The organism is Methanosarcina mangrovi, from assembly GCF_052057765.1.
In the GTDB taxonomy this organism is placed as follows: Archaea; Halobacteriota; Methanosarcinia; order Methanosarcinales; family Methanosarcinaceae; genus Methanosarcina.
The window spans coordinates 3,174,234-3,188,605 of sequence record NZ_CP195120.1; the positions used below are offsets into that span (position 1 = coordinate 3,174,234).

Annotated in this window: 11 protein-coding genes; 6 read left to right on the forward strand and 5 right to left on the reverse strand. The window is 42.1% G+C overall.

Annotated features, from left to right (window positions below):
• Positions 1–254: 254 nt before the first annotated feature.
• The 3 genes from ACSAZL_RS14150 to ACSAZL_RS14160 form a co-directional block, all read right to left on the reverse strand.
• Positions 255–503, reverse strand: coding sequence for an SHOCT domain-containing protein (locus tag ACSAZL_RS14150; protein ID WP_440945278.1), 249 nt, complete (start codon positions 501–503; stop codon positions 255–257).
• A gap of 242 nt (positions 504–745) precedes the next feature.
• A complete protein-coding gene (locus tag ACSAZL_RS14155; protein WP_440945279.1) occupies positions 746–922 on the reverse strand; it encodes a heavy-metal-associated domain-containing protein in 177 nt (58 codons plus the stop codon).
• A 185-nt stretch (positions 923–1,107) separates the two neighbouring features.
• Positions 1,108–2,763 carry an ABC1 kinase family protein gene (locus ACSAZL_RS14160; RefSeq protein ID WP_440945280.1) on the reverse strand — a complete coding sequence of 552 codons (1,656 nt, stop codon included), beginning with the start codon at positions 2,761–2,763 and terminating at the stop codon, positions 1,108–1,110.
• A gap of 218 nt (positions 2,764–2,981) precedes the next feature.
• Here ACSAZL_RS14160 and ACSAZL_RS14165 point away from each other — a divergent pair, with 218 nt between their 5' ends.
• Positions 2,982–3,917, forward strand: a complete 936-nt coding sequence (locus ACSAZL_RS14165; protein ID WP_440945281.1) for a nucleoside recognition domain-containing protein — start codon at positions 2,982–2,984, stop codon at positions 3,915–3,917.
• A 137-nt stretch (positions 3,918–4,054) separates the two neighbouring features.
• Positions 4,055–4,273, forward strand: a complete 219-nt coding sequence (locus tag ACSAZL_RS14170) for a BadF/BadG/BcrA/BcrD ATPase family protein (protein ID WP_440948858.1) — start codon at positions 4,055–4,057, stop codon at positions 4,271–4,273.
• Positions 4,274–4,594: 321 nt separating this feature from the next.
• On the opposite strand, the gene ACSAZL_RS14175 is transcribed toward ACSAZL_RS14170, so the two are convergent.
• Together ACSAZL_RS14175 and ACSAZL_RS14180 are read right to left on the reverse strand one after the other, a co-directional pair.
• Positions 4,595–5,806, reverse strand: coding sequence for an MFS transporter (locus ACSAZL_RS14175; RefSeq protein ID WP_440945282.1), 1,212 nt, complete (start codon positions 5,804–5,806; stop codon positions 4,595–4,597).
• Between the two features lie 43 nt (positions 5,807–5,849).
• Positions 5,850–6,320 carry a MarR family winged helix-turn-helix transcriptional regulator gene (locus ACSAZL_RS14180; protein WP_440945283.1) on the reverse strand — a complete coding sequence of 157 codons (471 nt, stop codon included), beginning with the start codon at positions 6,318–6,320 and terminating at the stop codon, positions 5,850–5,852.
• 360 nt (positions 6,321–6,680) lie between these two features.
• Here ACSAZL_RS14180 and ACSAZL_RS14185 point away from each other — a divergent pair, with 360 nt between their 5' ends.
• The 4 genes from ACSAZL_RS14185 to ACSAZL_RS14200 all read left to right on the forward strand — a co-directional run bounded on the left by ACSAZL_RS14185 (position 6,681) and on the right by ACSAZL_RS14200 (position 14,326).
• The gene (locus ACSAZL_RS14185) at positions 6,681–7,238 is read left to right on the forward strand and encodes a TATA-box-binding protein (RefSeq protein WP_440945284.1); all 558 of its coding nucleotides are present in this window, start codon (positions 6,681–6,683) and stop codon (positions 7,236–7,238) included.
• Between the two features lie 395 nt (positions 7,239–7,633).
• Entirely contained in the window at positions 7,634–8,194 is a 561-nt protein-coding gene (locus ACSAZL_RS14190; RefSeq protein ID WP_440945285.1) for a TetR/AcrR family transcriptional regulator, read from the forward strand.
• A gap of 257 nt (positions 8,195–8,451) precedes the next feature.
• The gene (locus ACSAZL_RS14195) at positions 8,452–8,619 is read left to right on the forward strand and encodes a hypothetical protein (protein WP_440945286.1); all 168 of its coding nucleotides are present in this window, start codon (positions 8,452–8,454) and stop codon (positions 8,617–8,619) included.
• Positions 8,620–9,667: 1,048 nt separating this feature from the next.
• Positions 9,668–14,326, forward strand: coding sequence for a PAS domain S-box protein (locus tag ACSAZL_RS14200; RefSeq protein WP_440945287.1), 4,659 nt, complete (start codon positions 9,668–9,670; stop codon positions 14,324–14,326).
• Positions 14,327–14,372: the final 46 nt, after the last annotated feature.

The window sequence follows — 14,372 nt, forward strand, 5'->3', positions numbered from 1 at the left end:
ACATATAGACGGATCACATTCTTACGCCTGTTAACAGTTGCACCGGGAATTAAAAAAGTGCAACCTCCGGAGGACCCAAAGTTTCAATCATTTAACCATCTGCCTATCTCCTCAACCCTTTAACGCCAGGTGACCAGGCATATTTTATGTTTGCCCCTGGCAAATATCCCCGATATCCCCACATATTTTTGGTTAAACAGGTTTCAACGCTGCTTGTGAAAGTCAGGAATCGATTCGATACCCACGTTTCCGTCTCATACCAGGCGCTTTTTCATTTCTTCAAATTCTTCTTCGGTAATTTCGCCTTTAGCATACCTTTCCTTCGCGATATCCAGTGCAGACTTCTCTTCACCACCGCGGGTTTTATTCTGTTCAACAAGCCACTTGATTAGCAAATAAGCTACCACAATAAAAAGAATCCAGAAAAGGAGCCCGAAAAACATACCTCCATACCCCATCATGCCGTAACCGTAATTGTCCATAAATCCGTTTATTTTAACCACTCTCCGAATAGTCCTTGGAAATATTATTCACGTATTTTTATATATACCCATAGGCGCGTAAAGACCTGCCGCTTAATTCTCAATACAATAGAGGATCCCATTCCTTAAATTAAGCCGGATATGAGAACAGATCTTCTCTTTAACCTGATTTTCAGTAACTGACCCCGGGACTTAAGTTTGCTGGAAGTTTTTTACTACTACCAAGCCAAACAGAAAAATATAGATCAACATAAAAAACTGGGTCATAGGGGCTCGTACCCGGCTTCCCGGATTGCATCCCTTATTTTTCCGGAGTCTGTCCTGTTGTCCTCAAAGTCCACAACTACTTCCTTTTTTTCCAGACTCACATCAACTTCCACTACCCCCTCCACGGAAGCAATAGCTCCCCCCACTCTCATTACACAATGATCGCATTCCATACCTTCAATTTTTATGGTTTCCTGTACCAGAGAAAATACCCCCTTCCCTGTTAATAGATCCCGATTTTGACTCACCCGGTTTTGCCGATTCTATAAAGCAGAACCGATATAGCAACTATTATTCTGTACAGTATTATTTTAATTCCAGTTTATTAGAACTTTTGTATTGAAGAGTTAACTTTCTTTCACTTCCTGCGCAACGAAATAATAAGAGCTATCAGGACCGTACCTCCAAACCCGAGAAGTCCTATCCAGGAAAAAGCATCTCCGTTTAACAGGATATAAGCCGAGACAACGAGCAGGACAGCAAGGAAAAATTCCGTTGAGAAAACACTGCGCTTGCTTTCTTTTTGCTTTCCTTCGAGGAACCTGTCTCCCATGTCTTCCATTTTATCGGCAAGTTCCCTGATTGCAGCTTTTAATTCGGCTTTCTCGTCCACGGGCTCGGTAGAAAATTCGATATGAAGTGCAGTTCCCCCGGAGGAATTGAGTTTCTTGTAGGCATCCATAAGGACAGGGATTGCTATGGTCTTAATGTTGTACCGCGGGTCAAGTTCAAGACAGACCCCTTCGATAAGCAGGATCGCCCTCTGCAGGGTTGAAAATTCTCCGGGAAGCCGGATGTCGTACTTCAGGCCTAGTTTAGCGTAGTTGTCGCTCTGCCTGCCTTCAAGCCCGTAGTTCTGGTTTGCAATGAGGGCGTCCATGTCTTTCCTGAGTCTGCGGACATCCACATCTCTGGGGTCCGCATCCCCTATCCTGAGGAAGCCTTGGGTTGCCCCTTCCACGTCCCTGTTATTGATAGCATAGTAGAATTCAAGCATATTCTTTTTGAGCTCGTCATCGATACTGCCGACAGCCCCGAAATCAATGAAAGCAATGGTGTCGTCCTCCTCGACCAGCATATTTCCGCCGTGAGGGTCTGCATGGTAAAAACCGTCGATATAGACCTGTTTCAGGTAACTTTTGGTAATCGTGCGCGTATATTCCGCTTTTTTGCTCTGAGGCACAGGCATGCCAATGATGTCCTTGATCTGGGTCCCCTGAATGAATTCCATTGTAAGGACATTGGCCGAACAGTATTCGGGATAGATTTTCGGCACGGCAACGTTTTTCACATTTTTAAAATTGTCCTCAAAACGCCTCATACTGACTGCTTCGATTCTGAGGTCAACTTCCCGGGTAAGCATCTCCCGGATTTTCCGTAAAAAAGCATCAAAATCGAATTTCTTTCCTACTCCGAGTACTTTTTTCATAACAGGCTTAAAGTCATCCAGGATAGAAAGGTCGATATTTATAGTATCAATGAGATTCGGACGAAGAATCTTGACAGCCACCGGCTTGCCTTCGATGGCGCCCCTGTAAACCTGTGCAATCGAACCGGAGGCTATAGGATTTGTATCAAAACTATCGAAAATTTCAATGAAAGCTTTGGCTCTCCTCTCCCTTGAAGCCTTCAGTTCCTCTTCAGTTTTTTTCCTGTTCCTGTCTTCGGGAGAGACATACTCGCAGATGCAGGCAAGGTCAAGAGATTCGGCCATTTCCTCAAAAGGCAGGGGCTTAACCCTGTCCTGAAGGTTCGCCATCTCCATAACATAAGGCTGGGGCACAAGATCTGGCCGCTTGCTCATGGTCTGCCCCATCTTAATAAAAGTAGGTCCGAGCTCTTCGAAAGCCTGCCTGAGTTTTACCGCCGTCTGCCGGTTCTCAACATCAAAAGCGCAGGTACAATCCGTATTTGAAATATAATCCGTACGCAGTTCCCGGTAGAGTTCCGGGATAAGGTTGTACTTCAAAAGGACCCTTATGACCTCGAGATAGCGCTTTGTTTTCCCCAGCATTCTTCAGAAATTAGCTACTATTATTTAATATAGTTTCTTGAAATACACCCTGGGACATACTTTTGAGCATATTTTGGAACATACTTGAGCATATTTTGGAACATACCATTCTTTGCTTTTGAAAGGCTGGATAAATTAACTATCCTGTTTTGTCATTGAAAAATTATTATGAATTATATTAGATAAATTAATAAACTTTGATACTTCAATACCATTGAATGTTACCTGCCTCCCTCATACACTCGGCTGAATACCTTTTAAAAACAGGTCCCTCAATAATCCTTGGAGTTGTCCTTGCCGAACTTCTGGTAAGCCTCGGCTGGTTCTATAAATTTGATTTCCTGGTAAGGCCGATTACAAATTACGCTCATCTCAGAAAAGAATGCGGAGTGGGGTTCCTTACGGCTTTTGCATCCACATCCTCAGCCAATGCTTCACTTAAAAGCATGTATGATGGAGGAATCATAAAGGAAGATGAGCTGATCATAGCTTCGGTTTTGAACTCCTTTCCTGCAATTGTCATGCACTGGAGGACCCTGCTCCCGATACTCGTGCCTCTGCTCGGGACAACAGGGATCATCTACGTGGGCCTGATAACCCTAGTGGGGCTTGTAAAAACCCTGATAGTACTTATTGCCGGACATTTCCTGCTTGAAGAAAAAGAAGTACGTTTTGAAGACTTTGAAAAAAAAGAACCTCCGGCGTTAAAAACCGCCTTTAAAGAAAGCCTCGGGACTTCGAAGAAAACCATAATCAGGATTTTCAAGGTGATGATCCCCGTAACAGTCCTGGTTTTTGTTCTGACAGACCTGGGAGTCTTTGATTCCCTTGGCTCATATCTCGAACCTATTTCGGAATACCTCCCTGTGCCCGTGGAAGGGCTCCCGGTAATTGCAGCTCTTTTTGCAAGCCACCTTGCAGCCTATACTCTTGCGTCAAACCTCATGGAGCAGGGAATTTTAAGCGGCATCGAAGTCATAATCGTCCTCCTGGTCGGCAATATAGTTACGAGCCTCGGAACATTGAGGATTTATATCCCGCACTATGTGGGGATCTTCGGACCCAAAATAGGGATGAAAACCATCCTGATCTCCCAGACCCTCAGGATCTTTGTAATGGTGGGGATCACAGGAGTCATTTTAATGGTGTTTTAAAGTAAAAATAAGTTGATGAAGGAGAAAACTGCCAGGTGTAATCACTCCTTTCCATTTCATATCAAAAAATTCCTTCGTTCGTATTTGCCGAATCCGAGGTTATAGCTTTAAGGGCGAGAGGCTTTAAAAAAGAGGATATAGCGGCAGGCCTCATTGAAAGTATTGCAAGAAGGATTGCGGTTATGGCCCGCCGGGTAGGGTTAAAACAAAACGTTGCTTTCGTGGGCGGAGTTGCAAAAAACGCAGGCATTAAGGTGTTTCTGGAAAAAGAACTGGGTATTTCGCTCTACGTGCCTCCCGAGCTGCAGATTACGGGAGCACTCGGAGCTGCGCTGTATGGGATCAGTAAGAGTTAAGTGAAGTCTTTTCTTTGCTTATTTTCGTAAAGATTCATAATTTTCCGTATTAGCCAGGCAATAAATCTAAGAAATAACAACAAAAGAAATCATAAGAAAAAGAAGAGAGCAAGACCAATAAAAGTAGACTATGAAGATACAAAAAGAGGAGGGGAATAGAGAGATTCTTTAGCTGGATAGAGTCATGCAAGAAAGTATTTCCAGAATATGGAATAAAAGAAATATCATACCCTGGAACTGTAATATTAGCAGCAATAATAAGGTTAGATGAAGTTTTGGGATGAGCTCTTGCACCATATCATCTAACAGCTCAACAAATTTTTAATGCGACAACGATATTTTCGTCTCTTTCGCCTCTTTTATGTGTTCGTCACCTGAGTTTTCAAAAGAATTCTTCATTAGATACGTCATCAGAGCAACAAGCAACCCAAAGGAACCCGATAGCATAAAAACCGTGTCTAGGTCAAAATGCAGCAGGACCATACCAAGTACCATGGGAGAAAGACTTTGACCAATGTACTTCATGGTGTTGTGAATAGATAACACACCACCTTTCGATTCTGAAGGGGCGATCCGAACTATCTGTGCGTCAATTGCGGTTTGAGCAAGTCCAAAACCTGCTCCGAATAGCAATATTAAAAGAAGAACCGTGACAATTGAATATGCAAACGAAATGGAAAATATTGCCAGTCCGTCAAGCGCAAAACCAGTAGCAATAATTAGTATCGTTGAATGCTTACGAGCTAAAGTCTTCACGCGGGGTACCATCAACATGATAGCTATTCCCTGAAAAGCCAATATAAGTCCTGCTTCCGTTGCAGTATAGCCCAATACATTCTTAAGCATAAAGGGGACGTAGGTGAGCACTGAATATAGTATAAAGAAAACCGCAAAGCTCAGGAATACCGTGTATAATATTCTCAATTCCTTGAGTGCTTTAAACCCATTTAATATACCTTTGTGATCGTCATTGCCCCTCCGAATCCTTGTCTCCGGAAGGAAGGCCATCACAACAAAAGCAAGCGGAAGTGAAAGTACATAGAAAAGAAATGGATAGTTCCATCCCAAATTTGCCAGTCCTCCGCCTATAAGAGGTGCAGATACCGAGCCAATGGCAAGAGCCATACTGATCTTATTCATGGAATACAAACTTTTATGATCTTTGTACACATCCGCTATAACCAGCATGGGCAAAGACATCATCCCTGCTACCCCGATACCCTGTATGAATCTCAAGATAAGAAGTGATTGCAGGTCAGAAGTAAAATAACTTACAAGTCCCATTAGACCGTAAATCACAAGGCAGGGAACAAGTATCTCCTTACGGTTCACACGGTCGATGAAATGTCCGATTACCAGTGCGAAAATAGCCGTTGAGATAGCGTATGTCGATATCAACAGTCCTACTTCATGGGATGTTGTCTTCAGAGGTTCTACCATATCCGGCAATACCGGTGCTAAAAGAGAGCCTCCTGCCATTGCAAAATATGTAGTGGTACAGAGCATTAGAAGATGAGTATTTTTAAATTGCATGATCCCGTCTCGTTTTTAAATTACATGATCCTGTTTCATTATTTCACATCGTTTTCAATACATTCTCAAACATAATTTCAAGTGAGTTCCTGATCTCTCTTCGTTGATTGTCATCAAAACCGGAGAAAAGGATATCCTCCCACTCCGAAGCTATTTTTCTCATATCAGGTTCCAGCTTTTTCGCTTTCTCGCTGAGGAAAATCCTGTATGATCGCCTGTCTTTCTCATCCCTCTGTCTGAAAACATAACCCTCATCAACAAGTTTCTGTATAGCCCTTGTAGTAGTTCCTTTGTCAATTTTTAGATAGTCGGAAAGGCTCTCCTGATTGATCCCATCCTCATGATACAGTCTCATAAGAAAAGGAAACTGCCCGCTTCCGATGCCATAAAGCTCAATTTTTTTCCCAATGAAGATCTGTTCATATCTGTAGAGATATGAGATTGGCTTTCCAATGAATTCCTTACCGCACATCTCTTTGGCATGTGAGCTTTCATCGAATTCAATCGCACTCATTTTATTACTCACCATATTGCATATCAAAAATGGTTGCAAACACAACCATATTGGTTGCGCATACAACCACCTTAGGTCATATATAGTTGTCGATGCAACTAACTGGGATCAGAACTTTGGTCATTTCTTCATAAATGAGACACTGATGGGAAAAATCGGCTTGACATGATAGTATCAATAAACTTAAATAATATGTAGACCAGTCACTATAATAGCTGTAAGAATAATTTGGTCATGTCCGTGAGCTACTTATCAATTTCAAAAAAGATTACATTCCCCTGATTGAAAAAATTGAAAGATATTATTTGCTTACGTTTTTCCATAACTCACACTCATCGCCAATACTTCCAGGGATGTTGTATGGAATCCACAATAACTATAGAGAACATAGTGGCATCTACCAGGCTGGCAGAAGATTTCGACCTGCAAAAATTACTGGATACCGGGCTCAAAGGCGCAGTATATGACAAAACTAAGTTTCCGGGTCTCGTATACAGAATTGAGAATCCGAAGGCTGCTTTTCTAATTTTCGCCTCCGGAAAAGTGGTATGCACCGGAACTAAGAATGTCGAAAACAGCCGCATAGCTCTATTCAATCTGGCTAACAAGCTCAATTCCATCGGTTACAAAGAAATAGATCTGGAGCCTGAGATTCATGTTCAAAATGTCGTAGCCTCCGCAAACTTAAGGACTAATTTAAACCTGAACGCCGTTTTAAGCGCCTTTGGCGTGGAAAACGTCGAGTACGAGCCAGAGGTATTTCCCGGGCTTGTTTGTAAGCTTGAGGTTCCTAAGGTGGCAGTGCTTGTGTTCAGAACCGGCAAACTGGTAATCACAGGTGGAAAATGTCCGGAGGATTGCGAAGAGGGCCTGCGGGTCATCAAGACACAGCTGGACAACTTAGGACTTCTTTATTAGATAGGCCTCTAAAACATGATCCGTTCTTAAAGATTCCCGCGTCTTGTTCTATCAACCGAACATTGACAGAACTGTAAAAACAGAAATATTAAAAAGTTTGGAATCGAAAATCAATATTGAGCTCATCCCAAAACTCAAAATTTGCTTCTTTAGCCTCGTATTTAGAGTAATCAATCAAGCTCATGATCATGAAAACAATTCTGAAAATTCCCAATGATTAAGAATAAAGGTGACTTTTGGGATAGGCTCATTAATAAATGCTGAAAAATATCAAAAATATTTAAATTCTGGCATAAGAAGTTTTTTTAGGATTATTTGAAATAAATAATAAGATATTCTAGAATTACGTTTTCCAATAACCATGCCTATAATCAAAAGATTTTGTGGAATCCAAAATGAATACACGTGAAAAAATCCTTACTACGGCTGCTTTTTTATTTCAAAAAAACGGTTATCATGCTACGGGGTTAAATGAGATTATTAGAGAAAGTGCAACGCCGAAAGGATCATTGTATTATTATTTTCCAAACGGAAAGGAGGAATTGGCGGAAGCCACCATAAAATTGATGGGAGATAAAATTCAACACGATATAGAAGAAGAATTAGCAAAGAATAGCGATCCGGTTCAAGCCATCGAGGAGTTCATTCTGGATTTAGCACGGAAATTTAATGAAAAAGACCCGGAAAATTGTTTTTCTATCGGTTTGCTGGCATTAGAGACGGTCTCAATAAGCGAGTCTTTACGAAAAACCTGTGTTGAAGTCTATAACCTGTGGACGGATACATATTATCAAAAATTAGTCAGTAGTGGATTTCCCTCAGAAGGAGCGAAAGAACTAAGCTTAATTCTTCAATTAATGATCGAAGGTGCAATAACGATATCTCTGATTCGTAATGATAATACCATGCTAATAGCCACTGCTGAAAAAATCCCGATTTTGTTAAAAAATAAATAACTTAAATATCCATATATTTTTTAACCTGAAGATATATGGACGACCTATATAACCAGGGGTTGAAATTTATGTCAACTCATATAGAGATCAATGGAATCGTTGTACAAATGTATGAATCAGTATGAGAATATGCGTCTCAAAACGCGAACTTTTCTGACTATCCAGAAAAGAAAGTGGACTTATCATATTTTTCAGATAAAGATGAAGAATCAAAGCTTCCAAGAGTGTTTGTTCGACCGATATTACTACATAAGGACTTGAATTTTTCAGTCGGGAAACAGGTATTTGATGGTGTGGAATTTCCTGAGACAATAGTAATGGACGGCTTAGAATATGCACCGGTAAATTTCGGTGAGCATAAAATCCGCTATCTGAACGCAGATGGCATGGACAAACCTGTATACACTCTCATACACGAACCGTGAAGGTTACTGATGGGGTGTATCTTTATGTTTATCCCTTCATCGAGATCTTCGAAACAGAAGAAGCGGCGCAGGCAAAGGCCGACGAGCTGAACAACACATGAGGCAATATAGCCCGACTTTCCACAGATTACAGGAGCATTTAGAGCTGCGCTGTACTGGATCAGTAAAATTTGAGTAACCTTCTTTTGCTTGTTTTCGATAAAGTTCATGATTTTCCATAATGATATAGAAATAAATTTAAAAAGTAACTGATTTTAGAACGATGATTAGAGGATATACTTAGAAAAAAGAGCTGGGTAAGTCATCAACCTGCATCACGAACATTTGTACTTCCTGCATCACGAACATTTGTACTTATATCTTACATTCTAGATCTTACATTCGGCAGGTGCGACAACAGTATATATACGGTTTTTATGAGTCCACTTAGATAACAACCATAATTTCTGTCATTTATTCTTTTGGCGGAAGTTCTTAGCTATGTGAGAAATAGAATTCACTGCTTTTAATAATCAATAATATATATAAGATAAATATAATAATTAGTAAGAGGCACTTCTTTAATACAATCTGATATTTAGAGAACCGATCCCAAAACTCAAAATTACATCTCCAAACCTTGAATTTTGAATAATCAATCGAGGTTGTGATCAGGAAATAGTTCAGAGACTCTTATTGACATGGGAATAAAATTGGTTCTGGGATGCTAATATGTATATTAGAAATGAAACAAAGCCTGCAACTTTGGCTAAATCACGGAAAGACAGGCTTTTTGCAATAGCGTAATAACAGCAGTCGCTACAAAACCAATAAATTGATTAACCAGGAGTAAACGAAAGTTCTGCCATCCAAATTGCTGGTCTGCTGGAAAAGAGATTATAGAACCTACTTTACTTAAGGCGACTGAATATTGCTGTGAAAATCTTCTCGTGACCTGCAAAAGGTGGGATCTGGTCGATATAAGTGAAGAGGTATGAAAAAATAGAACCGAGCACCCTGGAAGTAATGAGTTCTTGCCATCATATCCTCAAACCTGGAGAAATGCGGAATGGGAGAAAAACTGAGAAATTCCGGTATTGATATTGTTGGAGATGTGTCCTGGGGAACACATCTCTGTCAGTTTTACCACACAAAAAAAGATCTGATGGACATACTGGTTCCTTATTTCAAAGCGGGACTGGAAAATAACGAGCTTTGCGTGTGGATCACATCACAACCTCTGGAAGTAGAAGAAGCAAAAGAAGCCATGAAAAGGGCTGTTCCCGACCTTGATACTTACCTTGAGAAAGGGCAGATCGAAATCATCCCTTACACTTACGGGTATCTGAAAGGGGGTATTTTCGACCCGGATAGAGTCGTAAATAGCTGGGTTGAAAAAATCGATCAGGCTCTGGCAAGAGGCTATGATGGACTTAGGGCTGCAGGGGACAATCGCTGGCTTGAAAAGGAAGGCTGGAACGGATTTATTGATTATGAAAACAAAGTGGACGCTATTATCGACAAACGCCACGTGATAGCTCTGTGCCCATATTATCTCGATATGTGCAGCACGGCCGAGGTTATTGATGTAGTCTCAAACCATCAATTTGCTTTAATAAAAAGGGAAGGAAAATGGGAGCGGATAGAGAATTCCGGGAGGAAAAGGGCGGAAAAAGAAGCTATTCAGGCTGCAAAAAATTGGGAATATACCTTTGATGCTGTGCCGGACCTGATAGCCATAATCGACGATAAATATAGAGTTATTCATGTAAACAGAGCCATGAAGGCAAAATTGGGGATGACATCGGAAGAATGCGCAGGGTTAACCTGCTATCGTGTTATCCACGGAACAAGCGAGCCTCCTTCCTTTTGCCCGCACCGGCAGTTGCTCAAGAACGGAACTGAGCATACCGTAGAGGTTTGCGAGGATCGTCTTGGGGGTTATTTCGTAGTAAGTACCTCGCCACTACATGATTCGGAGGGAAAACTCATTGGGAGTATTTATGTCGCTCGTGATATCAACGAACGCAAAAAAGTTGAAGAGAGGCTTAAAGAGAGCGAAGAAAAATACCGCAATATCGTGGAAACCGCCAATGAAGGTATATTGATAGTTGATGCTGAAACCAGGATTACTTACGCTAATGAGAAAATTACCGAGATGCTCGGATACAGTCCGGAAGAGCTTATTGGCAGATCTTCATGGAACTTTGCCGATGAAGAAGGTAAGGATATCCTCAAACTGAATATGGAAAAGAGACGGCAGGGTATCAACCAGGTCTATGAATTTAAATTAATATGTAAGGATGGCTCTCCCTTATGGGTGCTTATAAGTGCTAAAGCCCTTTTTAATAAGGAAGGCAAGTTTACAGGCTCCCTGGCCATGTTTACTGACATCACCGAGCGAAAAAGAGTAGAAGAGGCTCTGCGCCAGAGTGAGCAGCGCGTCAGGCTGAAGTTGGAGAGCATTCTCTCGCCTGCTAGGGAGGTGGCTAACCTGGAGCTTGCTGATATTGTTGATTTCCAGGCGATCCAGTCCCTCATGAATGAATTTTATAGGCTTGCTCACATTCCCATGAGCCTGATCGATCTTAAGGGCAATATTCTGGTAAGTGTTGGATGGCAGGATATCTGCACCGAATTCCACAGGGTTAATCCTGAAACCTGCAGGCACTGTATAGAAAGCGACACAAAGCTATCCGCAGGTGTTGCCCCTGGAGAGTTTAAGCTGTACAGGTGCAAGAACAATATGTGGGACATTGCAACTCCTATCGTGGTCGGAAGGCAGCATGTAGGCAATATCTTCTCCGGTCAGTTCTTTTTTGAAGACGAAACTCTGGACTACGAGCTTTTCCGGGCTCAGGCCAGAAAATACGGTTTCAATGAAGAGGAATATATAGCAGCGCTTGAAAAAGTTCCCCGGCTAAGCAGGGAAGCTGTGGATACAAGCATGGCTTTCTTCATGAAGCTTGCCAACATGTTCTCAAAGCTAAGTTACAGCAATATCAAGCTGGCCCGGTCGCTGGCGGAACATGATGCACTGGTGGGCGCGCTGCGGGAGAGCGAGAAACGTGAGCAAGCTCGTTCGGATGAACTGGAAGCAGTATTGGATGCCGTGCCTGTTGCCGTGTTTATAGCACACGATCCCCAGGTGCGTCAGCTAACCGGTAACCGCCTGTCCTATGAATGGCTACGGGTTCCCGTGGGTACAAACTTTTCCAAATCCGCTCCTGAAGGAGAGAGGCCCGAAATGTTTGAGTTATTCAAGGACGGAAGGGAGATCCCTCCTGAAAATATGCCGTCGCAGATGGCGGCTGCAGGTAGAGAGATTAAAGACTGCGAGCTGGATATCGTATCTGCTGACGGCGAGATTCGACATGTACTGGGCAATGCCAGACCCCTGCTTGACGAGCAGGGCAACCCACGCGGATCTGTTTCGGCATTCGTAGACATTACAGGGCGCAAGAAGGCAGAGGAGGCTATCAGGTTGTCAAATAGTTATAATCGCAGCCTTATTGAAGCCAGCCTTGATCCTTTAGTAACCATTGGGCGTGATGGTAAGATTACGGATGTAAATGGAGCTACAGAACTGATTACGGGATATCACAGAAAAGAGTTAATAGGGACCGATTTTTCAGATTATTTCACTGAGCCTGAAAAAGCCCGTGCAGGCTATCAGCAGGTATTCACACATGGTGAAGTTAGGGACTATCCTCTTGAGATTCAGCATAAGGACGGTTTTATTACTCCTGTTTTGTACAATGCCTCAGTCTACGAAGACGAGAATGGGGAGGTTATTGGGGTTTTTGCTGCTGCTCGTGACATCACTGAACGCAAGAAAGCAGAAAAAGCTCTAAGAAAAGCACATGAAAATCTGGAGGAAAAAGTTAAGGAACGCACAGCTGAACTTGAAGAAGCTTATAATTCATTAATGGAAAAAGAGAAAAGACTCTCCGAAGCTCAAAAAATAGCTCACATTGGAAATTGGGAATGGGACATTGAGACCGATGAAGCATACTGGTCTGAGGAAATGTATCGTATTTTCGGACTCAGTCCTCAAGAATCGGCCCCACTTTACGATGAGTTTTTAAGTTATGTCCACCCCGACGATAGAGAAGATATGGACAATGCCCATAAGAATGTTCTGAGTGGCAAATCTTTCAACATTGAATTCAGGATTGTCCTGACTAACGAGGAAGAACGCACAGTCCATATGCAGTCCAGAGTTATCTTTAATGAGAAAAATTTACCTGTTAGACTGAAGGGAATAGTTCAGGATATTACTGAACGTAAAGAAGCTGAAGAGAAAATTCGGATACTTGCGGATGTTGTAGAATCATCGAATGATGCTATTGTAACCGAATCTCTTGAAGGTATTGTTACTAGCTGGAATAAGGGTGCAGAGCAGATTTATGGTTATCCAGCTGAAGAAATTCTGGGAAAAAACGTATCAATAATCGAACCGGATAATCTTAGAGGAGAAGTAAACCAGTTTATTGGAAAGATCAAACAAGGAGAAAAGATCAAGAACTACGAAACATTACGGTTGAAAAAGGACGGAGCAACGATAAATGTTTCATTGACTATTTCTCCGGTTTTTGATTCTTATGGAAAGCTTGTGGCTATCTCAGCGATTACCAGAGATATTACAGAGAGTAAACAGGCAGAAGAGGCGCTACGGGAGAGCGAGGCACGCTTGCGCCGGTTTTACGAATCGAATATTCTCGGCGTATTTTATTATAACCTGGACGGTTCGGTAATCGATGCCAACAACAAGTTACTGGAGATAGTCGGCTACACACATGAGGACTTGCAGGCTGGAAGGGTTAACTGGAACAAGATGACTCCACCCGAGTACCGTCAACTGGATGAGCACGCCGTCGCGGAACTGAAAGCCGTAGGTGTGAATACGCCCTACGAGAAGGAGTACATCCGCAAAGACGGCTCGCGTGTACCTGTCATTGTCGGGGTAGCTACCTTCGATAAGGCGTGCAATGAAGGCGTAGCCTTTGTTCTCGACATTACCGAGAGGAAAAAGGCAGAAGAAGCTCTGGCAAATATCGAAATTGCCCGTAAAAAGGAAATCCACCATCGGATCAAAAATAACCTGCAGGTTATTTCTTCCCTTCTTGACCTTCAGGTTGATAAGTTCAAAAACCGGGAGAACATTAAGGATTCAGAAGTTATGGAAGCCTTCAGGGAAAGCCAGGACAGAGTAATATCCATGGCTCTTATCCATGAAGAACTGCATAAAAGTGAAGGGCTCGACACACTTAACTTTTCGCCGTATATTGAGGAACTTACTGAAAATCTTTTCCAGACATACAGGCTCGGAAATGTGAATATCAGCTTAAATACGGATCTGGAAGAAAACATTTTCCTTGATATGGATACCGCAGTCCCTCTGGGGATAATCATCAACGAACTTTTTTCCAATTCCCTCAAACATGCATTTGTAGGAAGAGATGAAGGGGAAATTCGAATTAGACTTCTTAGAGAAAAAAACGATGAACACAAAAAAGAAGGCAATAAGAGTACCAGTTTTATTCTGACCGTTTCAGACAATGGTAGAGGCATTCCTGAAAAATTTGATATTGAAGATCTTGGTAGCCTTGGGCTTCAGCTGGTAATTTACCTTGTAGACCAGTTAGATGGCGAACTTGAACTGAAAAGGGACAATGGGACGGAATTCACTATAAGATTCACCGTAACAGAATATAATCAAGCGTAAGCCCCGGCCCTACAACAATTAATTCGATAACGTTTAATCTGCGTCT

Coding starts and splice junctions, on each gene's coding strand:
- ACSAZL_RS14175 (WP_440945282.1), bottom strand. CDS start 5,806: ATGCAATTTAAAAATACTCATCTTCTAATGCTCTGTACCACTACATAT.
- ACSAZL_RS14160 (WP_440945280.1), bottom strand. CDS start 2,763: ATGCTGGGGAAAACAAAGCGCTATCTCGAGGTCATAAGGGTCCTTTTG.
- ACSAZL_RS14185 (WP_440945284.1), top strand. CDS start 6,681: ATGGAATCCACAATAACTATAGAGAACATAGTGGCATCTACCAGGCTG.
- ACSAZL_RS14190 (WP_440945285.1), top strand. CDS start 7,634: ATGAATACACGTGAAAAAATCCTTACTACGGCTGCTTTTTTATTTCAA.
- ACSAZL_RS14155 (WP_440945279.1), bottom strand. CDS start 922: ATGGAATGCGATCATTGTGTAATGAGAGTGGGGGGAGCTATTGCTTCC.
- ACSAZL_RS14200 (WP_440945287.1), top strand. CDS start 9,668: ATGGGAGAAAAACTGAGAAATTCCGGTATTGATATTGTTGGAGATGTG.
- ACSAZL_RS14180 (WP_440945283.1), bottom strand. CDS start 6,320: ATGAGTGCGATTGAATTCGATGAAAGCTCACATGCCAAAGAGATGTGC.
- ACSAZL_RS14165 (WP_440945281.1), top strand. CDS start 2,982: ATGTTACCTGCCTCCCTCATACACTCGGCTGAATACCTTTTAAAAACA.